General features: G+C 64.8%; 21 protein-coding genes and 1 tRNA gene. 19 read left to right on the forward strand and 3 right to left on the reverse strand.

Annotation, left to right across the window (positions count from 1 at the left end):
• Nucleotides 1-55: 55 nt before the first annotated feature.
• Nucleotides 56-832, forward strand: a complete 777-nt coding sequence (gene hisF, locus NFU08_RS11430) for an imidazole glycerol phosphate synthase subunit HisF (protein ID WP_188730001.1) — start codon at nt 56-58, stop codon at nt 830-832.
• Between the two features lie 80 nt (nt 833-912).
• On the opposite strand, the gene NFU08_RS11435 is transcribed toward hisF, so the two are convergent.
• Nucleotides 913-1,557, reverse strand: a complete 645-nt coding sequence (locus tag NFU08_RS11435) for a TIGR03085 family metal-binding protein (RefSeq protein ID WP_066280589.1) — start codon at nt 1,555-1,557, stop codon at nt 913-915.
• Between the two features lie 112 nt (nt 1,558-1,669).
• Here NFU08_RS11435 and hisI point away from each other — a divergent pair, with 112 nt between their 5' ends.
• The 11 genes from hisI to pyk all read left to right on the forward strand — a co-directional run bounded on the left by hisI (nt 1,670) and on the right by pyk (nt 17,010).
• Complete coding sequence (gene hisI / locus NFU08_RS11440; RefSeq protein WP_174179250.1) at nt 1,670-2,113, forward strand: phosphoribosyl-AMP cyclohydrolase; 444 nt, start codon at nt 1,670-1,672, stop codon at nt 2,111-2,113.
• A gap of 117 nt (nt 2,114-2,230) precedes the next feature.
• A complete protein-coding gene (locus NFU08_RS11445) occupies nt 2,231-3,793 on the forward strand; it encodes an anthranilate synthase component I (RefSeq protein ID WP_251423326.1) in 1,563 nt (520 codons plus the stop codon).
• On the forward strand, nt 3,793-4,479 hold the full coding sequence (locus NFU08_RS11450) for a Trp biosynthesis-associated membrane protein (protein ID WP_251423329.1): 687 nt from the start codon (nt 3,793-3,795) through the stop codon (nt 4,477-4,479). Before NFU08_RS11445 ends, NFU08_RS11450 begins: the two co-directional genes overlap by 1 nt.
• A gap of 104 nt (nt 4,480-4,583) precedes the next feature.
• On the forward strand, nt 4,584-4,871 hold the full coding sequence (locus NFU08_RS11455; protein ID WP_104187722.1) for an HGxxPAAW family protein: 288 nt from the start codon (nt 4,584-4,586) through the stop codon (nt 4,869-4,871).
• Nucleotides 4,871-5,692 (forward strand): indole-3-glycerol phosphate synthase TrpC, encoded by an 822-nt coding sequence (gene trpC, locus NFU08_RS11460; protein WP_174179244.1) that lies wholly within the window; start codon nt 4,871-4,873, stop codon nt 5,690-5,692. Before NFU08_RS11455 ends, trpC begins: the two co-directional genes overlap by 1 nt.
• A 115-nt stretch (nt 5,693-5,807) precedes the next feature.
• Entirely contained in the window at nt 5,808-7,148 is a 1,341-nt protein-coding gene (gene trpB / locus NFU08_RS11465) for a tryptophan synthase subunit beta (protein ID WP_251423332.1), read from the forward strand.
• Nucleotides 7,145-7,969, forward strand: a complete 825-nt coding sequence (gene trpA, locus NFU08_RS11470; RefSeq protein WP_174179232.1) for a tryptophan synthase subunit alpha — start codon at nt 7,145-7,147, stop codon at nt 7,967-7,969. Before trpB ends, trpA begins: the two co-directional genes overlap by 4 nt.
• Before the next feature lie 4 nt (nt 7,970-7,973).
• Complete coding sequence (lgt, locus tag NFU08_RS11475) at nt 7,974-9,128, forward strand: prolipoprotein diacylglyceryl transferase (RefSeq protein WP_251423335.1); 1,155 nt, start codon at nt 7,974-7,976, stop codon at nt 9,126-9,128.
• A gap of 263 nt (nt 9,129-9,391) precedes the next feature.
• Nucleotides 9,392-14,005 carry a glutamate synthase large subunit gene (gene gltB / locus NFU08_RS11480; protein ID WP_174179228.1) on the forward strand — a complete coding sequence of 1,538 codons (4,614 nt, stop codon included), beginning with the start codon at nt 9,392-9,394 and terminating at the stop codon, nt 14,003-14,005.
• Nucleotides 13,998-15,455, forward strand: a complete 1,458-nt coding sequence (locus NFU08_RS11485) for a glutamate synthase subunit beta (protein WP_174179226.1) — start codon at nt 13,998-14,000, stop codon at nt 15,453-15,455. The genes gltB and NFU08_RS11485 overlap by 8 nt, the downstream gene beginning before the upstream one ends.
• 64 nt (nt 15,456-15,519) lie before the next feature.
• Nucleotides 15,520-17,010: a pyruvate kinase gene (gene pyk / locus NFU08_RS11490; protein WP_174179224.1), complete on the forward strand. Its 1,491-nt coding sequence runs from the start codon at nt 15,520-15,522 to the stop codon at nt 17,008-17,010.
• Nucleotides 17,011-17,118: 108 nt separating this feature from the next.
• Here pyk and NFU08_RS11495 read toward each other — a convergent pair whose 3' ends face one another.
• Entirely contained in the window at nt 17,119-17,724 is a 606-nt protein-coding gene (locus tag NFU08_RS11495; protein WP_009358190.1) for an ANTAR domain-containing response regulator, read from the reverse strand.
• A 203-nt stretch (nt 17,725-17,927) separates the two neighbouring features.
• Here NFU08_RS11495 and NFU08_RS11500 point away from each other — a divergent pair.
• From NFU08_RS11500 to NFU08_RS11525, 6 genes are all read left to right on the forward strand, one after another.
• Nucleotides 17,928-18,009: transfer RNA gene (locus NFU08_RS11500), tRNA-Leu, on the forward strand.
• Between the two features lie 87 nt (nt 18,010-18,096).
• Complete coding sequence (locus NFU08_RS11505) at nt 18,097-19,227, forward strand: site-specific integrase (RefSeq protein ID WP_251423338.1); 1,131 nt, start codon at nt 18,097-18,099, stop codon at nt 19,225-19,227.
• A gap of 127 nt (nt 19,228-19,354) precedes the next feature.
• Nucleotides 19,355-19,627 carry a hypothetical protein gene (locus NFU08_RS11510; protein WP_251423341.1) on the forward strand — a complete coding sequence of 91 codons (273 nt, stop codon included), beginning with the start codon at nt 19,355-19,357 and terminating at the stop codon, nt 19,625-19,627.
• Nucleotides 19,628-19,803: 176 nt separating this feature from the next.
• Nucleotides 19,804-20,517, forward strand: coding sequence for an HNH endonuclease family protein (locus NFU08_RS11515; protein WP_251423344.1), 714 nt, complete (start codon nt 19,804-19,806; stop codon nt 20,515-20,517).
• A gap of 318 nt (nt 20,518-20,835) precedes the next feature.
• Nucleotides 20,836-21,045, forward strand: a complete 210-nt coding sequence (locus NFU08_RS11520) for an AlpA family transcriptional regulator (RefSeq protein ID WP_251423347.1) — start codon at nt 20,836-20,838, stop codon at nt 21,043-21,045.
• Complete coding sequence (locus NFU08_RS11525) at nt 21,045-22,298, forward strand: site-specific integrase (RefSeq protein ID WP_251423349.1); 1,254 nt, start codon at nt 21,045-21,047, stop codon at nt 22,296-22,298. The genes NFU08_RS11520 and NFU08_RS11525 overlap by 1 nt, the downstream gene beginning before the upstream one ends.
• A 636-nt stretch (nt 22,299-22,934) precedes the next feature.
• Here NFU08_RS11525 and NFU08_RS11530 read toward each other — a convergent pair.
• On the reverse strand, nt 22,935-23,849 hold the full coding sequence (locus tag NFU08_RS11530) for a hypothetical protein (protein WP_251423352.1): 915 nt from the start codon (nt 23,847-23,849) through the stop codon (nt 22,935-22,937).
• 941 nt (nt 23,850-24,790) lie between these two features.
• Between NFU08_RS11530 and NFU08_RS11535 the strand changes: the two genes are divergently transcribed.
• The gene (locus NFU08_RS11535; protein WP_251423355.1) at nt 24,791-25,300 is read left to right on the forward strand and encodes a hypothetical protein; all 510 of its coding nucleotides are present in this window, start codon (nt 24,791-24,793) and stop codon (nt 25,298-25,300) included.
• Nucleotides 25,301-25,446 lie beyond the last annotated feature (146 nt).

Raw genomic sequence — 25,446 nt, forward strand, 5'->3', positions numbered from 1 at the left:
CAACCCGCGCTTTAACAACCCAGCGCAGCACAAGCCAGAATTTCCAGGAGCTCCCATGGCAGTAGCAGTACGCGTCATTCCCTGCCTCGACGTGGACGCCGGGCGCGTCGTCAAAGGCGTTAACTTCGAGGGCCTGCGGGATGCCGGCGATCCCGTGGAGCTGGCGCACCGCTACGACAACGCCGGCGCGGACGAGCTGACCTTCCTGGACGTCACGGCGTCCTCGGGCAACCGGGAGACCACCTTTGACGTGGTCCGCCGCACCGCGGAGGAAGTCTTCATTCCGCTCACGGTGGGCGGCGGCGTCCGCGGTGTTGCCGAGGTGGACAAGCTGCTGAGGTACGGCGCGGACAAGGCGTCCATCAACACCGCAGCCGTCGCCCGGCCCGATGTCATCGATGAGATCACCCGGCACTTCGGTTCCCAGGTGCTCGTCCTGTCCCTCGATGCCCGCCGCACCCGCCCCGGTTCCCAGCCCACGCCGTCGGGATTTGAAGTGACCACCCACGGCGGACGGACCGGTACCGGGATCGACGCGATTGCCTGGGCCAGGGAAGCCGCGGACCGCGGCGTGGGCGAGATCCTGCTCAACTCCATTGACGCCGACGGCACCAAAGACGGCTTCGACCTGGAGCTCATCAGGCTGGTCCGGGCTGCGGTCAAGGTGCCCATCATTGCCTCCGGCGGAGCAGGGGAGCCTGCCCACTTCCCCCCGGCCGTCGCCGCGGGTGCAGACGCCGTGCTGGCAGCATCGATCTTCCACTGGGGACCGGACAACATGATGTCCCAGGTCAAGGACGCCATCCGGAACGCAGGCTTCGAAGTCCGCTAAAGCGTGTCCCAACCCAACTAAGTAGCGCTAAGTGTCGTCTTGAGGGCTCATAACGACACTTAGCGCTACTTAGTTGGGGGTTAAAGGCCTACTTCGGCTGACTGGAGGAGGGCGACGGCGTCGGGCTGGCCTTCGAAGGTCACCAGGGCGTGGCGGGTGCGGCCGTGGGCGTGCATCAGCAGCTCGCCCGGCTCGCCCACGATGGCCACCGAAACAGGTGCGCGCTTGGCGACGTGGCGGGGCCCGGACGGGCGAACCAGGACGATTCCCAGGTCAACGCCGCGGTAAAGGATCGCGGCGCGCTTGACGAGTTCGTCCCAGAGAGCCTCCGAGTACGCCTCGTCCAGTGCCCGCGGCGCCCACCGGTCAACGGCGCGGCGGATATCCTCCGTGTGCACGAAGTATTCGATGAGGTTGGAGCTCTCGTCGAGGGCCTTGATGTTCATAGGGGACAGCGCAGGCGGTCCTGCCCGGAACGTGTTGACCAGCTTTGCGTACGCTTCGGCGGTGGTCAGTTTCGCGGCGAGCCTGGCAGTGGCCTGGTCCGAGGCTTTGGCCAGCCGTTTGATGATCAGGCCCAGCCCTACGGCTGCCTTGCGTTCGCGCAGGTACAGGTGCGCGGCAAGGTCCCTGGTGCGCCAGCCCTTGCACAGCGTGGGCGCATCAGGACCGGCCGCAAGCAGGGTCTCGGCCAGGACTTCTCGGGACGGTTCGACGAAATGCATCACTTGTGAAACTAGCATGACAGGCGCGGAGTTGGGCAGCGCGGCTGCCCCTGCTGGCGTGCCGTTGTTCACACACATCCGGGGCCGCGGCGCAGGCACTAGACTTGACCTGATGTCTGAGTACCCCGCCCCCGTCCCGAACCCCGGCTCTGCCGTGCCCGTGGCTGCCGCGCCCGGCCCGGCCGCCGCAGCAAACCCAAGCCCGCTTCCCGGCGAACTGGCCGCCGCGCTCAAGCGCGACAGTGCCGGCCTCGTAGCCGCCGTGGTGCAGCAGTACGACACCAACGAGGTCCTCATGCTGGGCTGGATGGACGATGAAGCGCTGCACCGCACCATGACCACCGGGCGGGTGACCTTCTACTCGCGTTCCCGCCAGGAGTACTGGCGCAAGGGGGACACTTCCGGGCACGTGCAGTGGGTCAAGTCCGTGGCGATGGACTGCGACGGCGACGCGTTGCTGGTGCGGGTGGACCAGGTGGGCGCAGCGTGCCACACGGGCACCCGGACCTGCTTCGACGGCCGGGACCTGGCTGTCACCACCGGCCAGGCAGGCTGAACAACTCAGGAACCGCAGCCCGCTGCGGACCCTCGGGGGAGGGCCGGCTGCCCCCGCAAGCACACCTACAGGCGCCGGCGCAGACGGACCAACGAGAACAGGCGGAACAGCATAGCCATGCAGGACCTTGGAATCATCAGCCCGGGCCTCGAGGAATTCCGGGAGCTGGCCGGGCACAGCCGCGTCGTCCCTGTCCGGCTCAAGGTGCTCGCGGACGCCGAGACCCCCATCGGCCTCTACCGGAAGCTCGCCAACGGCCAGCCCGGCACCTTCCTGATGGAATCCGCGGCAGTAGGCGGGGCGTGGTCCCGCTACTCCTTTATCGGCGCGAGGTCCAGGGCCACGCTGACCACCAAGGACGGGAACGCGCACTGGCTGGGCCAGCCTCCCGCCGGGGTCCCCGTGGACGGCAGCCCGGTGGACGCCATCCGCGACACCATTGAAGCCCTCCGCACCGACAGGTTCGACGGACTGCCGCCCTTCACCTCCGGCCTGGTGGGATTCCTGGGCTGGGAAACGGTCCGGCACTGGGAACGCCTGGTCAGCCCGCCCGAGGACGACCTGCAGCTCCCCGAAATGGCGTTGAACCTGGTCACGGACATGGCCGTCCACGACAACGTCGACGGCACCGTGCTGCTTATCGCCAACGCCATCAACTTCGATGACAGCTCCGAGCGGGTGGATGAGGCCTGGCACGACGCTGTGGCCCGGGTCAAAGCGCTGCTCGCCAAGGTCAGCACCCCCGTGGCGCAGCCCGTCTCGGTCCTGGCTCCCGCGGCACTGGACTTCGCCTCCAGCGTCCAGGAACGCTGGGACGAGGCCGAGTACCTGGCTGCCCTGGACCGCGGCAAGGAGGCCATCGTGGACGGCGAGGTGTTCCAGGTGGTCATCTCCCGCCGCTTCGAAATGGAGTGCCAGGCATCGGCCCTGGACGTCTACCGGGTCCTGCGGAACACCAACCCCAGCCCCTACATGTACATCTTCAGCCTCGAGGACGCTGACGGCCGGGAGTACTCCATTGTTGGCTCCTCGCCCGAGGCGCTGGTGACGGTGACCGGTGAGGAAGTCATCACCCACCCCATTGCCGGGTCCCGGCCTCGGGGCCGGACGGTGGAGGCGGACAAGGCACTCGCCGAGGAACTCCTGGCGGACCAGAAGGAACGCGCTGAACACCTGATGCTGGTGGACCTCTCACGGAACGACCTGTCCAAGGTCTGCGTGGCGGGGACGGTGGACGTTACCCAGTTCATGGAGGTGGAGCGCTTCAGCCACATCATGCACCTGGTCTCCACCGTGGTGGGACAGCTGTCGCCCCAGGCCAAGGCCTACGACGTGCTGAAGGCAACCTTCCCGGCGGGCACACTGTCCGGCGCCCCCAAACCACGTGCGCTGCGGCTCCTGGATGAACTCGAACCGCACCGCAGGGGCATCTACGGCGGAGTGGTGGGCTACCTGGATTTCGCCGGCGACATGGACATGGCCATCGCCATCCGCTCCGCGCTGATCCGGGACGGGCGCGCCTACGTCCAGGCCGGGGGCGGCATCGTGGCTGATTCGGTCAACGACACCGAGGCCCTGGAAACCGTCAACAAGGCCGCGGCGCCCCTCCGCGCCGTCCACACCGCGGGCACCTTGCAGAACATCTCCGCGGACTCGCTTCCCGGCGGGTCGGACTCCTGATGCCCCGTCCGGAAGCCTCACAGGAACCCTCATCAGCACGGGAACCCGTATCGGGACAGGCAGGCGCAGGGCAGGCGGCAGCTGCGGCCAAGGGTCCCGCGGCGCCGGCCTGGGCCCGTAAGTCCACGCTGGTACTGCTCATTGCCGTGCTGGCGCTGGCGGTTTTCGGCACCACCACCCAGACCTGGATCAGTGTGACCCTCGATCCCAACCAGCTTGGCCAGGGCGGCGCCGCGCAGGAACCGCTCCCGGTGCAGGGCAGCAAGGCGGCCACCGCCGTCACGGCCCTGGCTCTGGTGGCCCTCGCCGGGGGCCTGGCAGCCGCCATTGCCGGCCGGATTGCCCGGTGGATCATCACCGCCATCATCGTCCTGGCCGCCGCCGGAATTGTCGCAGCAGCCGCGACGGTCCTCGCCAGCCCGCTGGCCGCCGCCCAGGGATCCATAGCGGAAGCGACCGGCGTCACCGGAAGCCAGGCCCAGGTGGCTGTCACAGCATTCCCGGTCCTCGCCGTCGTGGCCGGATGCCTGCTGGCTCTGGCTGCCCTGGTGATCGTCCCCGCCGGACGGCACTGGAAAGCCCGGACGAAATATGACGCACCGGCGGCGGGCAGCCCCGCGGCGGCGGGTCCCGTCGACGAGATCGACAGCTGGGACCGGCTCTCCCGCGGCGACGATCCCACCTGACGCGCCCCGCGCGGACACCGGGCACCGGCAGCGCGCCGCCCGATAAACGGTTGCGGGCCAAAAAATGGCAGAATGTAAGCAGTATTCACCCTGAGGAGATTTCCATGAGCAAAGCACCTGCGTCCGTTTCCAAGTCCGGCACCCGCACGGTAGCCCCGGGCGTCATCGACCACAGCCAGGAACTTGGCCACGGCAACAGCCCCGCAGCCTGGACCTGCGTCATCGTGATGCTGGTCGGCGCCCTGATCATGTCAATCGCGTTCGTCATTGCCAACACCCCCATCTTCATTGCCGGCGGCGGCGTCATGGTGCTCGGCCTGATCCTGGGCTACATCATGCGCAAGGCAGGCTACGGCGTTGAAGGCAGCAAGCTGAAGAACTCCGGCCACTGATGTCCACTGTTCTCGATGACATCAACGCCGGTGTCAGGGAGGATATGGAGGCCCGGAAACAGCTTGTTTCACTGGCTGAACTGAAGGACCTGGCGCAGGCCGCGGCACCTGCCCGCGACGCCTGGGCAGCGCTCGGCGGCCCTTCGCCCTCCCGGGCTGAGCTTAAAGTCATCGCGGAAATCAAACGCCGCAGCCCCTCCAAGGGGGACCTCGCCGCTATCGGGGACCCCGCGTCCCTCGCCAGGCAGTATGCCGACGGCGGTGCCTCCGTCATCAGTGTCCTCACCGAGCAGCGCCGCTTCAGCGGGTCCCTCGCGGACCTCGACGCCGTGCGGGCCGCCGTCGACGTTCCGCTCCTGCGGAAGGACTTCACGCTTGACGAGTACCAGATCTGGGAAGCCCGCGCCCACGGCGCGGACCTGATCCTCCTCATCGTTGCCGCGCTCTCCGACGCCCAGCTCGCCGAGTTCAGCGCCCTCAGCCGCGAACTTGGCATGAACGTGCTGGTGGAAACGCACACCGAAGAGGAAATCGAGCGGGCCGTTGCCGCGCAGGCGCGCATCATCGGCGTCAACGTACGGAACCTGAAGACGCTCGACGTCGACCGTTCCGTTTTCGCCTCGCTGGCAGGGCAGATCCCGGCCGGGGCAGTGGTGGTTGCCGAGTCCGGCGTGCGGGACGCCGACGACGTCACGCACTACGCCGCCAGCGGCGCCAACGCCGTCCTCGTCGGCGAGGCCCTGGTGAGCCACTCGACACCGCAGGAGCGGATCGCCGAGTTCAAGGCGGCAGGCGCCGCCGCCATTGCCGCCCGCGGCTGACGCACACAAAGGTGCAGGAGCAGAAGGCGGGGCTGTGCCCCGCCGGCCGGTCCTGCACGGCCGGCCCGCAGGAACCACACTTTGAGAAACATCCAACTGGAAGAGGACGGGACTGATGGCTGAAGCACCCTCCGGCAACGCCGACAACAATACTGACAACAATGCCGCCGAAGCATTCCTGCAGGGAGAGTCCCTCAAGCACGCCCCGGGACCCTATTTCGGAAGCTACGGCGGACGGTGGATGCCGGAATCCCTGATCGCCGCGCTGGACGAACTCGAGGAAACCTTCAACAAGGCCAAGGAAGATCCCGAATTCCGGGCCCAGATCGCCGACCTGAACAAGAACTACTCCGGCCGGCCGTCGCTCCTGACCGAAGCCAAGCGCTTCTCCCAGCATGCCGGGGGCGTGCGCATCTTCCTCAAGCGCGAGGACCTCAACCACACCGGATCGCACAAGATCAACAACGTCCTCGGCCAGGCGCTGCTCGCCAAGAGGATGGGCAAGACCCGCGTCATCGCCGAGACCGGCGCAGGCCAGCACGGCGTGGCCAGCGCCACCGCCGCTGCCCTCATGGGGCTCGAATGCGTGGTGTACATGGGTGCCGAGGACTGCCGCCGCCAGGCGCTGAACGTTGCCCGCATGGAACTCCTTGGCGCCACCGTGATCCCCGTGACCAGCGGATCGCAGACCCTCAAGGACGCCATCAACGACGCCCTGCGCGACTGGGTGGCCAACGTGGACAACACCCACTACCTCCTGGGCACCGCAGCCGGGGCCCACCCGTTCCCGGCCATGGTCCGGTACTTCCACGAAGTCATCGGCGAGGAAGCCCGCGCCCAGATCCTCGAGCAGGAAGGCCGGCTCCCCGACGCTGTCTGCGCGTGCATCGGCGGCGGCTCCAACGCCATCGGCATCTTCCACGGCTTCCTTGACGATCCGTCCGTGAAGATCTACGGTTTCGAAGCCGGCGGTGACGGCGTGGACACCGGACGCCACGCGGCCACCATCACGCTGGGCAAGCCCGGCGTGCTGCACGGCGCCCGTTCCTACCTCATGCAGGACGACGACGGCCAGACCATCGAGTCGCACTCGATTTCCGCAGGCCTCGACTACCCCGGTGTGGGCCCCGAGCACTCCTACCTGGCGGACATCGGTCGGGTGAGCTACGAGCCCATCACGGACAGCGAGGCCATGGAGTCCTTCCGGCTGCTGTGCCGCACGGAAGGCATCATTCCCGCCATCGAGTCCTCCCATGCCCTGGCGGGGGCTATCAAGGTGGGCCAGCGCCTCGCCGCCGAAGCCGCGGCCAGCGGCGGCACGGCGCAGGACAAGATCGTCATTGTGAACCTTTCGGGCCGCGGGGACAAGGATGTGGCCACCGCAGCCGAATGGTTCAACCTGTTGGACAAGGATTCCGCCGAGTCGGAAATCGGCAAAGAGGGGGAACAGCTGTGACCACTGCACAGACCACCAGCAAGTCAGCGGCCGCCATTGACAAGGCCCGTGCCGAGGGCCGCGCAGCCCTCATCGGCTACCTTCCCGCCGGCTACCCCAGCGTCGAGGAGACCATCGCCGCCGGCATCGCCCTGGCTGAGAACGGTGCCGACCTCATCGAGATCGGCATTCCCTACTCCGACCCCGTGATGGACGGCCAGGTCATCCAGGCCGCCACCACCGAGGCGCTGGCCAAGGGGTTCTCCGTCAGCCAGGTGTTCGACGTCGTGCAGGGCATCACCAGCAGGACCGATGCCGCCGTCCTGGTCATGACCTACTGGAACCCTGTGGTCCGGATGGGCGTGGACGAGTTTTCCCGCCGCCTGGCCGAGGCCGGGGGAGCAGGGCTCATCACCCCTGACCTCATTCCGGATGAGGCTGCCGAATGGATGGAAGCCTCCGACAAGTACGGCCTGGACCGCGTGTTCCTGGTTGCGCCGTCCTCCACCACGGAGCGCATGCAGCGGACGGTGGACGCCAGCCGGGGCTTCGTCTACGCCGTGTCCATCATGGGCGTCACCGGTGCCCGGACCTCCGTCAGCACCGCGGCCAAGGACGTGGTGGCAGCGGCACACGCCGCCGGCGCCGAGCGGGTGTGCGTGGGCCTCGGCGTCTCCAACGCCGGCCAGGTCCGCGAGATCGCCGCCTACGCCGAAGGGGTCATCGTGGGTACCGCCCTGGTGGCAGCAATCCGCGACGGCGGTGTGGACGCCGTCGCTGCCCTCACCAAGGACCTCAGCACCGGACTGAGCCGCACCGGACTGACAGAGGAAGAAGCCTAAACCCATGCAGACCCTCCTTCAGGCAGCCGCCCTGGTGCCGGCCAGCATTCCGAGCCCGGACTGGTCCGGGTTCGATATTCCCCTTCCCTGGGGAACGCTGCGCATCCACGCCTACGCACTGTGCATCCTGGCGGGCATCGTGGCGGGCCTCTGGCTGACCTCCGTGCGCTGGGCCCGCCGGGGCGCACCTGAAGGCAGCGTCTGGGACATCGTGGTCTGGGCCATCCCCTTCGGCATCATCGGCGGCCGCCTCTACCACGTGGTGTCCTCACCCGACGCCTACTTCGGCCCCGGATTCGATGGCACCGGCGACCTGTCCCTCATACCGCAGATCCAGCGCGGCGGACTCGGCATCTGGGGCGCCGTTGTGCTGGGTGTCGTGGGTGCCTGGATCGGCTGCCGGCGCAGCGGCGTCAAGCTCAGCGCCTTCCTGGACGCCGCCGCCCCCGGACTGCTGCTGGCCCAGGCCATCGGCCGCTGGGGCAACTACTTCAACCAGGAACTCTTCGGCGGCCCCACCACCCTGCCGTGGGCCCTGCAGATCGACGCCGACAACCCCAACTTTCCGGCCGGAACTCCGGCGGACACGCTGTTCCACCCCACGTTCCTGTACGAATCGCTGTGGAACCTGGCCGGCGTCGTCCTCCTGCTCGCATTGGACCGGAAGTTCAACTTCCGCCGCAGCAGGCTCTTCTGGCTCTACGCCATGTACTACACACTGGGCCGGGTCTGGATCGAGGCGATGCGGATAGATGACGCCGAGCAGATCGAACTGTTCGGCATCACCACCCGCCTGAACGTCTGGACCAGCATCTTCGTTTTCCTGGCAGCCCTGGCGGCCTTCATCCTGCTGGGAAGGAAAAAGCGCACCGGGCGGGACACCGTGTACTTGCCGGGCCGTGAGCCGGAGAAGTCTGACGGTCCGAAGGCCGCAGGAGCGGCCGTCGACGAGGTCCGTGATCCGGACACTGTTGTCTCAGATAGTGAATCGCGTGATAATCTCCCTGATAACCAAAACGGTTCCCGGCGTGCTTCCGTGCCAACGGAAGAGGCCGCGGCTGCACCGGCGGGCCCAACGCCCGGACCGGACGCAACGGCCGCCGGAAAGTCCGGCAGCACTGCCACAGGAACCGCGCCGGAAGCCGGCGCTACCAAGTAGCGCGCGGGCCAGGCAGGGCAGCAGAGCCACCGCTCGAAGCGCCCAATCACCACAGCGTCGTGGCAGCGGGGCCACCCTGGACAGCATAGAGCTGCTGTCCGGTGTTGCCCGGGGCAGGGGCCTGCGTAACTGTTAGTTCAGCAGGCCATGCTGACCTACAATTTCCAGTAAATAACACTTTGTTGTGCCCATCAGAGCGGCGCCGACGAGTGGGGCCAACGGTGTCCCTTCCATACGCACGATCAGGAGGAAGGACGTCTCCCATGACCCAAACTCTTCACACTCCCAGCTGGTCAGAACCGGACCAGCCTGAGACTGCCATGTCGCCGTTCAAGCGCTTCGCAGCCCTGCCGGAGGCGGCCGGGCTCTACAACCCGGAGCAGGAGAAGGACGCCTGCGGTCTTGCGATCATCGCCACCCTCCGCGGCGAGCCCGGCTATGACATCGTGGACGCCGCCCTCACCGCCCTGCGCAACCTTGAGCACCGCGGTGCCGTGGGCGCGGACGAGGGCACCGGTGACGGCGCGGGCCTCCTCATGCAGATCCCGGACGAATTCTTCCGCGCGGTCACGGAGTTCGAACTTCCCGCTCCCGGCCAGTACGTGGCCGGCACCGCCTTCCTCCCCGCCGAACAGCGCGAGGCAGACGCCGCGAAGGCCGGCATCGAGGGCCTGGCAGCCGACGAGGGCCTGACGGTCCTCGGCTGGCGCGAAGTGCCCATCGTCGCGGACCTGGTCGGTGCCATGGCACGCGCCTGCATGCCCTACTTCTCCCAGCCCTTCCTGGCATCCGCCACCGGCGAGGAACTGGACCGCAATGAGCTGGATTCGCGCGCCTGGCGGATCCGCAAGCGGGCCCAGAACAAGTTTGGCGTCTACTTCCCTTCGCTGTCCTCGCGCACCATTGTCTACAAGGGCATGCTCACCACCGCCCAGCTGGAGCCGTTCTACCCGGACCTCTCGGACAAGCGCTTCAAGACCAAGCTGGCAATCGTCCACTCACGCTTCTCCACCAACACCTTCCCGTCCTGGCCGCTGGCCCAGCCGTTCCGCACCATCGCGCACAACGGCGAAATCAACACGGTCAAGGGCAACCGGAACTGGATGCGCGCCCGCCAGTCGCAGCTGGCCAACCCGCTGCTGGGCGACACCCCGGAAGAGCTGTACCCCATCTGCACCCCGGGCGCCTCGGACTCCGCGTCCTTCGACGAGGTGGCCGAGCTGCTGTGGCTGTCCGGCCGCCCCATAACGCACTCGATCATGATGATGATCCCCGAGGCCTGGGAAAACCACGCCACCATGGATCCGGCCCGACGCGCGTTCTACGAGTACCACTCCCTGCTGATGGAACCGTGGGACGGCCCCGCCGCCGTCTCCTTCACCGACGGCAGCCTGGTGGGCGCCACGCTGGACCGCAACGGCCTGCGTCCCGGGCGCTTCTGGATCACTGAGGACGGCTTGATCGTCTTCGCCTCCGAGGTGGGCGTCATCGACGTCGAAGCCTCCAAGGTGGTCAAGAAGGGCCGTGTGTCCCCGGGCAAGATGTTCCTGGTGGACACCGAAGCCGGCCGCGTCATCGACGATGAGGAGGTCAAGGCCGAGGTCGCCGCTGCCAACCCGTGGGCGGAGTGGGTCAAGGACAACCTGATCGACCTCAACGAACTCCCCGAGCGCGAGCACGTGGTCCACACGGCCGCGTCGGTGAACATCCGCCAGCGCACCTTCGGCTACACCACCGAGGAACTGAAGATCCTGCTCGGCCCGATGGCCCGCACCGGCGCTGAACCGCTGGGCGCGATGGGCTCGGACACCCCGGTGGCGGTGCTGTCCAAGCGCCCCCGCCTGCTCTTCGACTACTTCGTGCAGTCCTTCGCGCAGGTGACCAACCCGCCGCTGGACGCCATCCGCGAGGAACTGGTCACCTCCCTGACCTGTGCCATTGGCCCCAACGGCAACCTCCTGGACACCAAGCAGGTCCGCCAGCCCCAGGTCCAGCTGCCGTTCCCGGTGATCAACAACGACCAGCTCGCCAAGATCGCCAACATTGAAAACGCCGACGGCGACAAGGTGGCCATGAAGGTCCGCGGGCTTTACCGCCCCGAGGGCGGCGAGAATGCACTCCGCGCACGGCTCACCGAGATCTGCGAGCAGGTGTCCGGTGCCATCAACCGCGGCGTGCAGTACGTGGTGCTCTCCGACCGTGACTCCAATGCCCAGTGGGCGCCCATCCCGTCGCTGCTGCTGGTCAGCGCCGTGCACCACCACCTGCTGCGCAGCGCCAACCGCACCAAGACTGCCTTGGTGGTGGAAGCCGGCGACGTCCGCGAGACGCACCATGTGGCCGTCCTGATCGGCTACGGCGCCTCCGCCGTCAACCCGTACCTGGCCATGGAGTCGGTGGAGCAGCTGATTGCCGCCGGCGACGTCACCGGGGTCACCCCGCAGGACGGCGTGTACAACCTGATCAAGGGCCTCGGCAAGGGCGTCCTGAAGATCATGTCCAAGATGGGCATCTCCACGGTGGCGTCCTACACCGGCGCCCAGACGTTCGAGGCGCTCGGCCTGGGCCAGGAGCTGGTGGACGAATTCTTCGCCGGCACCCACTCGCAGCTTGGCGGCGTGGGCCTGGACGTCATCGCCGCGGAGGTTTCCGCGCGCCACCAGATGGCCTACCCCGAGGGCGGCATCGAGCAGCCCCACCGCCCGCTGCTGGGCGGCGGCGAGTACCAGTGGCGCCGTGACGGCGAGCCCCACCTGTTCAACCCGGAAACGGTGTTCCGGCTGCAGCACGCCACGCGTGAGCGCCGCTACGACATCTTCAAGGCGTACACCAGGGGAGTGGACGACCAGTCCGAGAACCTGATGACACTCCGTGGCCTCCTCAAGTTCAAGAACGAGCGCCCGCCCGTTCCGCTGGAGGAAGTGGAGCCTGTCTCCAGCATCGTCAAGCGGTTCTCCACGGGTGCCATGAGCTACGGCTCCATCTCCCAGGAGGCCCACGAGACGCTGGCCATCGCCATGAACCAGTTGGGCGGCAAGTCCAACACCGGTGAAGGCGGCGAGGACGTTGACCGCCTGCTCGACCCCAAGCGCCGCTCGGCCGTCAAGCAGATCGCGTCCGGCCGGTTCGGCGTGACCAGCCTGTACCTGACCAACGCGGACGACATCCAGATCAAGATGGCCCAGGGCGCCAAGCCCGGCGAGGGCGGCCAGCTCATGGCGCAGAAGGTCTACCCGTGGGTGGCCCGGACGCGGCACTCGACGCCCGGCGTCGGGCTCATTTCCCCGCCCCCGCACCACGACATCTACTCCATCGAGGACCTCGCGCAGCTCATCTACGATGCCAAGCGCGCCAACCCCTCGGCCCGGGTGCACGTCAAGCTCGTCTCCGAGGTGGGCATCGGCACGGTTGCCGCCGGTGTGACCAAGGCGAAGGCCGACGTCGTACTGGTCTCCGGCCATGACGGCGGAACCGGCGCCTCGCCGCTGAACTCGCTCAAGCACGCAGGTGTTCCGTGGGAGCTCGGCCTGGCCGAGACCCAGCAGACCCTGATGCTCAACGGCCTGCGCGACCGTGTGGTGGTGCAGGTTGACGGCCAGCTCAAGACCGGCCGTGACGTGGTGATCGCCGCGCTGCTCGGCGGCGAGGAATTCGGCTTCGCCACCGCCCCGCTGGTGGTGGAAGGCTGCATCATGATGCGCGTTTGCCACCTGGACACCTGCCCGGTGGGCGTGGCGACGCAGAACCCGGAACTCCGCGCACGCTTCAGCGGCAAGCCGGAATTCGTGGTCAACTTCTTCGAGTTCCTTGCCGAGGAAGTCCGCGAAATCCTGGCCGAGCTCGGCTTCCGCAGCCTCGAGGAGGCAATCGGCCACGCCGAGGTCCTCGACGCCCGGGACGCCGTCAACCACTGGAAGGCCGACGGCCTGGACCTGGACCCCATCCTGCACGGGCTGGAGTTCGACGACGACGCCCCGCTGCGGAACATGACCGGCCAGAACCACGAGCTGGACAAGCACTTCGACCAGCGCCTCATCACCATGTCCACCGAGGCACTGACGGACCGCAGCCCGGTCAAGATTGCCGTGGACGTCATCAACACGGACCGTTCTGTGGGCACCATGCTGGGGCACGTCGTCACCAAGACGTTCGGCACCGATGTCCTGGCCACGGACACCATCGATATCACCCTGAGCGGCACCGCCGGCCAGTCCCTGGGCGCGTTCCTGCCCGCGGGCATCACCCTGCGGCTGTTCGGCGACTCCAATGACTATGTGGGCAAGGGCCTCTCCGGCGGCCGCATCATCGTCCGCCCGGACCGCACCAACGTGTTCAAGGCGGAGACCAACGTCATCGCCGGCAACGTGATCGGCTACGGCGCCACGAGCGGCGAGATGTTCCTGCGCGGCCAGGTGGGCGAACGCTTCCTGGTCCGCAACTCAGGCGCCACCGCCGTGGTCGAAGGCATCGGCGACCATGGCTGTGAGTACATGACCGGCGGCCAGACGCTGATCATCGGCCGCACCGGACGCAACTTCGGCGCCGGCATGTCCGGCGGTACCGCCTACGTCCTTGACCTGGACGCTGCCCGCGTCAACAAGGACGCCCTGCAGTCCGGCGAACTCCAGCTCCGCGAGCTGGACGCCGAGGACCGCGACATTGTGCACGGCCTGCTGGTCAAGCACGTTGAAGAAACTGATTCCCAGCTGGCGGCGCGCCTCCTCGAAAACTTCGATGACACCGCCGCCCGCATTACCAAGGTGCTGCCGCGCGACTACGCTGCCGTACTGCAGACCCGTCTCGACGCCATCGAAGAGGGCCTGGACCCCGACGGCGAAGAAGTGTGGTCCCGAATCCTGGAGGTAACCGGTGGCTGATCCACGCGGATTTTTGAAAGTACGCCAGCGTGAAACCCAGCCGCGCCGTCCCGTTCCCGTCCGCATCATGGACTGGAAGGAAGTGTACGAGGCGCAGGAGAAGGGCACCCTGAAGGCCCAGGCCGGCCGCTGCATGGACTGCGGCGTTCCGTTCTGCCACCAGGGCTGCCCGCTGGGCAACCTGATTCCCGAGTGGAACGACCTCACGTGGCGGGACAAGGGCGAGGAAGCCATCGAGCGCCTCCACGCCACGAACAACTTCCCGGAGTTCACCGGCCGTCTCTGCCCGGCACCGTGCGAGGCCTCCTGCGTCCTGGGGATCAACCAGCCTGCGGTCACCATCAAGCAGGTGGAAGTCTCCATCATTGACGAGGCCTGGGACAACGGCTGGGTGGAGCCCCTGCCTCCCGCACGCCTGACTGGCAAGACGGTAGCCGTCGTCGGCTCCGGCCCCGCAGGGCTGGCAGTGGCGCAGCAGCTCACCCGAGTGGGCCACACCGTGGCCGTGTACGAGCGCGACGACAAGATCGGCGGCCTGCTCCGCTACGGCATCCCCGACTTCAAGATGGAAAAGGAGCAGGTGGACCGCCGCGTCGAGCAGATGAAGGCGGAAGGCACCCGCTTCCGGACTGGCGTCGCCGTGGGTACCGACGTGACCTGGGAGCAGCTGCGGCGGCGTTACGACGCCGTGGTGGTCTGCACCGGCGCAACCGTCCCCAGGGACCTGCCCATCCCGGGCCGCGACCTGGACGGCGTCCACTTCGCCATGGACTACCTGGTTCCGGCTAACCGCGCCGTGGCCGGGGAGACCATCGAAAACCAGATCCACGCCCAGGGCAAGCACGTGGTGATCCTCGGCGGCGGCGACACCGGCGCGGACTGCCTCGGCACTGCGCACCGGCATGGTGCAGCCTCGGTCACCACCCTGGCGATCGGCAAGCAGCCGCCGTCGGAGCGCGCCGGCCACCAGCCGTGGCCGACGTTCCCCACGCTGTTCGAGGTTGCCAGCGCCCACGAGGAAGGCGGTGAGCGCACGTACCTCGCCTCCACCGTGGAGTTCGTAGGCGAGGACGGCAAGCTGACGGGCGTCAAGGTGGCCGAGACGGAATTCGTTGACGGCAAGCGCCTGCCCAAGGCCGGAACGGAGCGGATCATTCCCGCGGACCTGGTGTTCCTGTCCCTGGGCTTCACCGGAGCGGAACCCGCCGGCATCACCGAGCAGGTCAAGGCCGAATTCGACGGCCGCGGCAACGTGTCCCGCGACGGCTACTACATGACCAACACCGAGGGCGTCTTCGTGGCCGGTGACGCCGGCCGCGGCCAGTCGCTCATTGTGTGGGCGATCGCCGAGGGGCGCGCCGCCGCCGCAGCCGTGGACAAGTACCTGATGGGCAGCACCATCCTGCCCGCTCCCGTGGCCCCGACGGACCGCGCCATCGCCGTCCTCTAGCGATACACCGGAGGTTCACCTCCGTGACAACTTAACCAATGCAAGAGACCAATAGGGTAGGTATATGAGACGCGCAAAAATTGTGGCTACGTTCGGCCCGGCCATCGCCAGCTACGAAAACACACTCGCGGTACTGGAAGCCGGTGTTGACGTTGCCCGCATGAACATGAGCCACGGCGACTACTCCGTGCACGACAACACCTACGAGAACGTCCGCAAGGCAGCCGCGGACCTGGGCAAGGCCGTGGCCATCATGGCCGACCTCCAGGGTCCCAAGATCCGCCTGGGCCGCTTCGTTGACGGCCCGCACGCCCTCGCCGTTGGTGACACCTTCACCATCACCACCGAGGACGTTCCCGGCACCAAGGACATCTGCTCCACCACGCTGAAAAGCCTCACCGAGGACGTCAACGTGGGCGACGCCCTGCTGATCGACGACGGCAAGGTGGCCCTGCGTGCCACTGCCGTTGACGACGTCAAGGTGGTCGCCGAGGTGACTGTTGGCGGCATGGTGTCCAACAACAAGGGCATCAACCTTCCCGGCGTGGCCGTCAACGTGCCCGCGCTGAGCGAAAAGGATGAGGACGACCTCCGCTGGGCCATGCGCCGCGGTGTTGACCTGGTGGCACTGTCCTTCGTCCGCGACGCCTCGGACATTGTCCGCGTCCACGAGATCATGGACGAGGAAGGCCGCCGCGTGCCGGTCATCGCCAAGATCGAGAAGCCGCAGGCCGTGGAGCAGCTGCCCGAGATCATCGACGCGTTCGATGCCATCATGGTGGCCCGTGGCGACCTCGGTGTTGAGCTTCCCCTGGAGGAAGTGCCGATCGTCCAGAAGCGCGCCATCGAACTGGCCCGCCGCTGGGCCAAGCCGGTCATCGTGGCAACCCAGGTGCTCGAATCCATGATCGACAACCCGCGCCCCACCCGTGCAGAGGCCTCCGACTGCGCCAACGCCGTCCTCGACGGTGCGGACGCTGTGATGCTCTCCGGCGAGACCAGCGTGGGCAAGTATCCCATCGAGACCGTCAAGGTCATGGCCCGGATCATCGAGTCCACCGAGGTCCACGGCCTCGAGCGCGTCCCCCCGCTGGGTACCAAGCCCAAGACCCGTGGCGGCGCCATCACGCGTGCCGCCGTCGAAATTGCCGACCAGCTGGACGCAAAGTACATCTGTGCTTTCACCCAGTCCGGCGACTCCGCACGCCGCCTGTCCCGCCTGCGCCCCATCAAGCCCGTCTTCGCGTTCACCCCGGTGGAGCAGGTCTGGAACCAGCTGGCACTGACGTGGGGCATCCAGCCGGTCCTGGTCCAGATGGTGGACCACACCGACGAGATGACCGCGCAGGTTGACCGCAGCCTCATGGAGATGAACCTGGTGGACGACGGCGACCTGGTGGTTATCGCCGCCGGTTCGCCTCCCGGAAAGGCCGGTTCCACCAACTCGCTGAAGGTGCACAAGGTGGGCGACCTCGCCGACTCCACCCGCGTTGGCGAAGCAACCAGCAACAAGGAAAAGCTCGGCCCCTGGCCGGAAAAGAAGAAGAAGGCCTAAGGCTTTCGGACTGACGAAAAGGACCCCTGCCAACCGGCGGGGGTCCTTTTCGTTTGTGGTCTTATTGGTTGGGCCTGCCGGAATTTTGGCAGACCCAACCGGGCGGAACTAGTTGACCTGGTTGATGATGGTCTCGGCCACTTCGCGCATGCTCAGGCGGCGGTCCATGGAGGTCTTCTGGATCCAGCGGAAAGCTTCCGGCTCCGTAAGGCCCATCTTGGTGGTGAGCAGGCTCTTGGCGCGCTCCACGAGCTTGCGGGTGGCGAACTGCTCCTGGAGGTCGGAGACCTCGCTTTCCAGGGCCTTGATTTCCTCGTGGCGGGAGAGGGCGATCTCCAGTGCGGGGATGAGGTCTGCGGGGGTGAACGGCTTCACCACGTACGCCATGGCGCCGGCGTCGCGGGCACGCTCCACGAGTTCCTTCTGGCTGAACGCGGTCAGCAGCACCACAGGGGCGATGCGGGCCTTGACGATCTTCTCCGCGGCGGAGATGCCGTCCATCACGGGCATCTTGACGTCCATGAGGACGAGGTCCGGCTTCAGTTCCTCGGCGAGCTGGACGGCCTTCTCGCCGTTGTCCGCCTCACCCACAACGTCGTAGCCTTCGCCGCGCAGGATTTCGATGATGTCGAGGCGGATGAGGGTTTCATCCTCGGCCACAATGACGCGGCGCGCCGGCTGGGACGTGGGTTTTGACTCCGTCTGTTCAGTCACGGGATCTCCTTGGAAAGGTACGGCGGGGACATCACTATCTTAGGTGCGCCCGGTCCTGTACATGATCTGCATGGTCGGTTGCGGCGTCGGCGGCGCGATTCTGGAATTCAGCCTATCTGGCTGTAGAGTAATTCCGCGTACGTGAAGCGATCGCGTTGCTCACAATCAGCTGTGGGCGTACCGGGTTGCTTTGTGTATTCCGCGCCCGAGTGGCGGAATTGGCAGACGCGCCGCACTCAAAATGCGGTATCGAAAGGTGTGTGGGTTCGAGTCCCACCTCGGGCACAGTATTTCCGCAGGTCAAGGGCCTGTTTCCTCTTTGAGTGTTGACAAAACCGCCCAAAGTGTTGACAGCGGCGTACCGTTTTTGGTGTGGCAAGCATTCGGAAACGCACCAAAAAGGACGGCTCGTCGTCCTACATGGTCTTGTGGCGGGACCCGAAGAGCCGCGAGCAGCAGGGCCTGACAGTTGCCACGATCGTCGAAGCTGAAACCCTGAAGAGGCTTCTCGACGCCAACGGCCAGTCGTTCGAAATCGCGCAGCATGCCATGCTCTCCAACGAGAAGCGCACACCCACCGTTGCTGAAGTCATTCAGGAGCACATCGACCTGCTGATCCGCCCGTCGAGCGGAACCACGAAGACGTACCAGACGATGCTGGACCTGCATATCCGGAACGTCATCGGCCACGTGCCCGTGGACAAACTCGATTACCGGCTGATCGCGCACTGGGTGAAGTCGATGATGGCGAAGGGCAAGGCCCCGAAGACTATCCACAACGTGCATGGCCTGATCTCGGCGGCCATGAATACGGCGGAGATGCTTGGCTACATCACGCGGAACCCCTGCCGTGGGGTGCAGCTACCGGGCGTTGAGAAGGCCGAGGACGAGGCGATGTTCCTCACCCATGCGGAGTTCAGCCTCATCATGGAGGGGATGGGGGAGCGGTACAAGGCTTTTACCAATTTCCTGGTCATGACGGGCACCCGCTTCGGTGAGGCCACCGCGCTGACTGTAGCCGACGTGGACCTGCTCTCCAAGCCGCCAACTGCCCGAATCAACAAGGCCTGGAAGCGGGACGGGCAGAACCAGTTCTATATCGGCGCGACGAAGACAGGCGCCGGCAAGCGAACCATAGGATTGAACCCTGCGCTTGTGGAATTGCTGATCCCGTTGGTGGCGAGCAGGCCCGGTAAGGAACTTGTGTTCACGACGCCGAAAGGCGAGCGCATCATCCACAAGCTCTACTGGCACCACTACTGGGTACCTGCTGTTCGCGCCGCCCAAGCAATTGGCCTGACCAAGAACCCCCGCATTCACGACCTCCGCCATACCCACGCGTCCTGGCTGATCCAAGACGGAGTGCCCCTGTTCACCATTTCGCGCCGGCTCGGGCACGCCTCTACACGGACCACAGAGCAGGTGTACGGGCACTTGATGCCGGAGGCGCTTCAGGCTGGTGCTGACGCGACTGAGCGGTCGGTAACGGCATTCCTGCGGTGACGGTCATGCTACTCATCACGGCGGAAGTGTTCCCGGGTTGGCTTGACTGACGCGCAGCGTCGGTCATGTCGGTCAGGTTCCATACGCCCATGAAAGTGGAAAGTAGCGCCTTCCTTTTGGAGATCCAGTGGAGATCGAATTCTTTGAACCCGCCGAAGCCGCCGCGCTGATGCGCTGCACAGAGTCATGGCTCCGTGACGGCGCCACAAGTGGACGCTTCCCCCATGCATGCTGGGGAAAGGGAAAGATCATTTTCACATCCGAACACATCCTGGAAATCGCCAAGTTGAGTGAGATCCTCCCCGGCAGCACTGGTTCCTCCCTCTCCGGCCGTGGTCCAGTAACGAAGGAAAGGCTCATCGGAACTCGGTCCAAAGTCAGACTGACTGCGGCGCATTGAGTAAGCGTGGCGCTTCCGTAAGGGCCATGGTTTGAAATGTTTATGCAACCAGTGGCACCCGAATCCGACTTCCGAAAGAGTTCTATGGGCCGTGTGGCAGGCACCACGGACTTGGTTACCTGCGGCAGCTGGTGGTCGAAGCTAGCGTGCAACGACGCCACTTAACCAGAAGGACCATGAAGACTACCCGTTCTCCCGCCAAAGTCCTAACCGCTGTCACCGCGATGATGCTGGCTGGATCACTAGTAGGTTGTGCCGCCGCAACCAACGCTTTCGAAATCACAGACGCTACTCCAGACGTCGCCGCCGATGGGCCAGCCGCTGCCGTTGACGTCGCCAACGCCCTAATGCAATTGGAGAGCATTCCGGCGAAGGCGCGGGCCCCAATGACTGGGTACACCCGCGATGAGTTTGGACCTGCCTGGGCTGACATTGACCGCAACGGCTGCGACACCCGTAATGACATCCTCGCCCGAGACTTGACGAGCGAAACGTTCAAGCAAGGCACCAAAAACTGTGTGGTCATGACAGGAACCCTGGCCGATAGGTACACCGGCGCCACGATTACCTTCACGCGAGGCCAGGACACGAGCTCGGACGTTCAGATCGACCACATCGTCGCTCTCAGCGACGCCTGGCAGAAGGGCGCACAGCAGCTCAGCGACTACCAGCGCAAGGAACTCGCCAACGACCCTCTGAATCTCATGGCCGCCGACGGCCCTACCAATGGTGCCAAGGGTGACAAGGACGCGGCCACGTGGCTGCCGCCGAACAAAGCTTTCCGATGCGAATACGTCGCCCGCCAAACTGCTGTTAAGGCCAAATACAGTCTTTGGGTCACCCGAACCGAGCGCGACGCGATTGCGAGGACGCTGAAGGGATGCAATTGAGTGGAAGAACAAAGTTGCCAGAGCTGTGGTCCACCGACTGTTTGAGCTTTCTCATAGCCGACGGTTTCGTAGAGTCTGAAATGGCTCGTCTGCTCCAAGAATCCACTTGTTGACCTTTTCATTACGAGTGAAGGTATCCCGCAGGCTCCCGCGTACTCCCGTTTGTGCCGCGAGGGCCGTTATCTAGCTGTTTTTTCTATACGAAGCATTCACGGCCGCCCCTGTTCATCACTTTTCAAAGTGTGCCCGAAAGTGTGCCCTCGGGCAGCACATCCCACCCGGAGCAGCCGCCACGCCGAACTTCGCATAGAGACCAGCGTGACCTACAAAAATGAAGACACCGACACGACCATCTGGCTGACGCGCAAGGAAGCTGCTGAGCACATGCGTCTCAGCTCTGCCACGCTTGCAAACTGGGCAAGCCAGGACATCGGCCCTAACTACATCCGCATCGGCCGTGGCCGCGTCCTTTACCGCAGGGACGACGTGAACAACTGGGTGGAGCACCAGACGAAGAAGGTCGCCTGATGGCTCGCTCAAAGCCCCCGGCGTGGCAGTTATTTACCTACCAGCCGAAACTGGGGGAGGACGGAAGATGGACTGCCAGAAGCTACTTCAACGATTACGCCGGCGTTCGACGCCCTATCAAGCGGTCGGGGCGTACCAAAGTTGCTGTTCAAGCAGCAATGCGCCGTGCAGTCGCCGAGGCCCAAGAACGGTACGAGCGGCTGAAGGAGGAGGCCGAGCAAGCCAAACAGGCAGTGTCTCCGACCTTTGCAGAAGTTGCCGAAGATTGGCTGGCCTTGCGTAAACCTGCACCAGTAGAGATTGATGCGGCCAAGCAAACCGGTACTCCACCTACCGACCAAATACGAATCCAAACTTGGACGTCGTACGAGAACAACCTGCGCATTCACGTACTTCCTCTCCTAGGTCCCTTCCTTCTTGACGAGTTGAGGACCCCTCATTTCGAAAAGGCCATCCACGGCATTTACAAGAAGAAACCCGGGAAGGGGTACAGAACCGCTGACATGGCCAAACAGGTTCTCAGCCAAATCATGGACTATGCCGTTCGACAAGGCCACCGACTCGACAACCCGGTCCGCTTTGTTTCGAAAGTCCCTAACAAACAGAAAGTGCCGGTTAGGCTGGCGACTACCACGTTGGCAGCGGTTCAAGAAGCCGTGCAGCCGCGTCATCCTGAGCCAGGGATTGGCGGTCCGCGACCCACGAGCAGGTTGTCAGACGTAATCCTGCTGCTTAGAGGTACCGGACTGCGCATCGGAGAAGCGCTGGGAGCTAGGTGGGATGACGTGCAAGTTGAAGGTGACAGGGTTCTTCTTACCGTGAGTGGAACGCTCGTGGAGCGGAAGGGCGCCTTCTATCGGCATAGCTACCCGAAGTCCTCGAAAAGCCACAGGACACTCCAGTCGACTAATCCGCTTTTGCAGCAGATGCTGCGTCGGCGCTATGCAAACAAGGGCGAGACGCGTACAAACGCTGTCTTCCCTACCCGCAATGGTACTTTCGTTAGGCTAAGTAATTTCAGATCGGATCTTAAGAAAGCGATTGAGGACGCGCGCCTAAGCGAGAAGATCACGCCGCATACATTTCGATCCACCGTGGGCAGTGTCATCGCTGAGGCATTCAGCGATGAGGCAGCACAGAAACAGTTGGGGCATTCATCACCCGCAACAACGCGAAAGCACTACATCCAGCGACCAGACCTCATACCCGATTATTCGTCCGGCATTGACCTGGCTCGCCCTCTGGAAGATTAGGCGTTCCCCGGTTTTGCGCCGGTCGCACCCACTTCTTGGTTGTACTGTCCGCCATTGTGGGACCACAACTCCGCGGGTCACAGGGCAGAAGAATGGGTCATACGGAGTCTTCGCAGCTTGGGTCTGCAGCCATTCACTTGTAACCGTGTCAGGAGTGAGGTATCTCGCCGCTGACAGTATCGACACTCGTGCGGCACCCTGCCGTTTTGCCTGAATTGCCAGTGACAGCACATTATTCCCCGAGACCCATGAGTCTTCCAGTATTAGCAAGTGATCCCCGGTGGGCGCAGTGGAGAAACCAAGCTCATCCGGATTATTTCCCGCCGCTCGTCCTTGACGGGGCAAACCAGTGAAAATGCTGGGGACTTTTTCAGTGACTCGGGTAAATAGCGCAGGAGTTCTCTCAACGAGTGGGGACTTCGGTTACGCCCCGAGGGGACGCGTACGACGGAGGTCAGAGTAGTACCCATATGCCGGCGGACACATCCCGAGTGGAAATTGGTGAAATACGCAACCAGGATGGAAAGGCGCCTGACAGCGGCGACATTTTGGGGCGCCGTCCTAATCATTCAGGGGACCCCGCGGCGGTCTCACCCAAGGTGTATCGAGGCCGGCGGCATCGCGTCAGGAAAACTCCTACTTCAGGGTCGCTGACCAGTTCCCATCGGCCGAGACCTGGTAAAGGCCCGGTGCCCAGACTATGGTTCCGGTGTAGGCGCCAATCTCGTTGATGAGCAGGTCCGGACGGGTACCAAACCTGTGGACGGCGATATTGGATGACCCGTCGTGGGTGAAGACCGCAGGCTTGGAAGCACCCGTGTAGTGGAAAACATCATCCCCCGTGCCGGTCATCGGCACCGAGCCGTCAAAGGACCGCAGGCTCGACAGGGAAACCAGTTTGACCGTCCACGGTCCATCGGCTGTGATTTTCAAGGCTGTCGTCTCGCCCCGGCTTCGGGCATCGAACAAGACCGTGCCGCTGTAGTTGCCGATGGTGTTCACCAGCAGGTCCGTGTTCTCCAGTGCCGCGTCAAGCGTGTGGACGGCAAAGTTGCTGCCTCCGTTGTGCGTGATCACTGCGACCTGGGCTCCGGTGCTGTGCTTCGTGATCGTGACGATGTCGTCTCCAGCGCCGGCGTAATCCTTGGGAGCGTTCTTCGCCGCTTCGGCGGCCTCCTCTGCCGCCTTCTTGGCCGCCGCTTCAGCTGCTGCCTTTTCTTTGGCAGCTTTGTTCCCCTGGTACGAGGCGTACTGGTGCTTGCACTTCTCCAGAACTTTGGTCTCGGCCGCCGTGTAGCCCTCACGGTCAAAGTCCTGCCGGCCGCCCTCGCCTAGCTCCTTCAGGGGATTGGCCAGGTCAAGAATCAGGGGCTTCATCGTGTCGTTCGCGGTCTTTGCCACGTACTCCAGGTCGCCAGCGCCGATCTTGGCCGTGGTCCGGTGGGTTGGCGTGACCTCGGCGGGCAGATTGGCCACAAAGGCCTGGGCCGTCAGCAGCCGGCCTTTCTCGCCCTTGTCGAGGAGCTGGTTGCAGCTCTGATCGGTGGACATAACGCCCACCTTCCCCGCCGACGTCGGCGAAGCCGTTGCTGCAGGTTCAGCCGATCCTCCGGCGCCACCGCCGCAGCCGGTCAGGACGAGAATGGCCGCCGCAGCCGCAGCGGCCGGGAAGAGCTTATTCAATTGGTCCCCCATTTGATCGAAGAAATATCCCGAATCGTACGACACGGCCCGGCGTTTGCTTGCCGGGCCGTGTCACAATCTGGTGGGTAAGGTCAGCTCCTGATTTCGGGATACCCGCCGTCCCGGGGCAGGGCTGCGCCAACAGCGTGGCCAGCCAGTGTATATTATGCCCGGCCCGGTCAATGCACCTCGCTTATTGGTAGTCGCCGAATGCCGGCACGTCATCATGGTGCGGTGCGGGGACTGGCTCTTCCCGCTGGTTATGATCGATCGGTTTCGGCGCGATGCCGGACAAGAATCACATGGGATTTGTTGAACATCAAGACCTATGCAGCCGGTGCTGTAGACCTCGCCCTGTCCGTGTTGCTGAGTGCATGCGCGGGCTCGGAAACTTCATGACCGCAGCCCGGCAGGAGACAAAACCGCCGGCGGACGGCGGCAGCTACGGAACCATCGAGGAAGTACGTGAGGCTGCCGAGAAGGCGGCCTGTAATGTCCGGACTGGGACCTGCACAACAAGGCGACCTAGGCGGCGTCGTCGGCCAGCTGCAACGACTCGATCGGGCTGGCGACGTACTCCAGTGAGTCGCAACTGGACAAGCAGCTGGCGGCCTGGAAGGTCATCGGCGAGATGCAAGCTGGAACGGCTCGTCGGAGTGAACTGAACCATCGACACCTCCGACCCGGAAGCGCTGCAGAAAAAGGTGTGCGGCACGGTCTTCCGGACCGCCGGGGACGAGTAAGCCGCTCAGGGTCTGCCGAGACTCCAGTCTCAAGGTATGCACAATATCCCGAAAGGATGGTCTGTCATGCAGTCCTTGAACAATAGGATCAGGGCATTCGTGATGAGGGGGAATGACATGGGGAAACTCGTGAGGGCGTTCACAGCGGCCGGCGGCCCACTACTCTGCATGCTGGTGCTGTCGGGGTGCGTCCAGGTCAATGCCGCGCCCCTTCCTCGGGATGCAGCACCGTCTCCCCAGACGACGGCAACACCGCGTGTAGACGGCGGAAGCTATGCGTCGGTGGTCGAATTGCGCGATGCGATGGTCAACGCCGGGCTGGATTGTCCGCAGTGGGACAGACACGACGGGATGCTGGATTCGATGTCCGCAGCAGACTGCAGCGAGAACATCGTCTTGGCCACGTACTCGTCCAAGGATGACAGAGAGAAGCAGATGAAGCGCTACCGAGCCATGGGTGAGTCCATGGAGATGACGGTGCTGGTCGGGGTGAACTGGACCATCAACTCCCCTTTGGCCGATAGGGTCCAAGACAAGCTCGGGGGCTACCTCTACGAGTCAACAGGGAAGCGCTAGTCAGGGTAGATCGTCGACCGATTCGAGAACCAGGCCGGTGGCACCGCCCGGGGCGATCTCGGCCAGGCCGTTGTCCCGGATCAGGGTGCCTTTCACCGCTGAGGCAGCGGCCGCGGCAAACCGGTGGGCGTCGACTTCGATAATAC

The organism is Pseudarthrobacter sp. NCCP-2145 (genome assembly GCF_023708005.1).
GTDB classification, from domain to species: Bacteria; Actinomycetota; Actinomycetes; order Actinomycetales; family Micrococcaceae; genus Arthrobacter; species Arthrobacter oxydans.

What these genes read in the sequence shown, in the direction of transcription:
- hisF (WP_188730001.1), top strand. Translation starts at nt 56, where the DNA reads ATGGCAGTAGCAGTACGCGTCATTCCCTGCCTCGACGTGGACGCCGGG.
- NFU08_RS11435 (WP_066280589.1), bottom strand. Translation starts at nt 1,557, where the DNA reads ATGCATTTCGTCGAACCGTCCCGAGAAGTCCTGGCCGAGACCCTGCTT.
- hisI (WP_174179250.1), top strand. Translation starts at nt 1,670, where the DNA reads ATGTCTGAGTACCCCGCCCCCGTCCCGAACCCCGGCTCTGCCGTGCCC.
- NFU08_RS11445 (WP_251423326.1), top strand. Translation starts at nt 2,231, where the DNA reads ATGCAGGACCTTGGAATCATCAGCCCGGGCCTCGAGGAATTCCGGGAG.
- NFU08_RS11450 (WP_251423329.1), top strand. Translation starts at nt 3,793, where the DNA reads ATGCCCCGTCCGGAAGCCTCACAGGAACCCTCATCAGCACGGGAACCC.
- NFU08_RS11455 (WP_104187722.1), top strand. Translation starts at nt 4,584, where the DNA reads ATGAGCAAAGCACCTGCGTCCGTTTCCAAGTCCGGCACCCGCACGGTA.
- trpC (WP_174179244.1), top strand. Translation starts at nt 4,871, where the DNA reads ATGTCCACTGTTCTCGATGACATCAACGCCGGTGTCAGGGAGGATATG.
- trpB (WP_251423332.1), top strand. Translation starts at nt 5,808, where the DNA reads ATGGCTGAAGCACCCTCCGGCAACGCCGACAACAATACTGACAACAAT.
- lgt (WP_251423335.1), top strand. Translation starts at nt 7,974, where the DNA reads ATGCAGACCCTCCTTCAGGCAGCCGCCCTGGTGCCGGCCAGCATTCCG.
- gltB (WP_174179228.1), top strand. Translation starts at nt 9,392, where the DNA reads ATGACCCAAACTCTTCACACTCCCAGCTGGTCAGAACCGGACCAGCCT.
- pyk (WP_174179224.1), top strand. Translation starts at nt 15,520, where the DNA reads ATGAGACGCGCAAAAATTGTGGCTACGTTCGGCCCGGCCATCGCCAGC.
- NFU08_RS11515 (WP_251423344.1), top strand. Translation starts at nt 19,804, where the DNA reads ATGAAGACTACCCGTTCTCCCGCCAAAGTCCTAACCGCTGTCACCGCG.
- NFU08_RS11525 (WP_251423349.1), top strand. Translation starts at nt 21,045, where the DNA reads ATGGCTCGCTCAAAGCCCCCGGCGTGGCAGTTATTTACCTACCAGCCG.
- NFU08_RS11530 (WP_251423352.1), bottom strand. Translation starts at nt 23,849, where the DNA reads ATGTCCACCGATCAGAGCTGCAACCAGCTCCTCGACAAGGGCGAGAAA.
- NFU08_RS11535 (WP_251423355.1), top strand. Translation starts at nt 24,791, where the DNA reads ATGCAGTCCTTGAACAATAGGATCAGGGCATTCGTGATGAGGGGGAAT.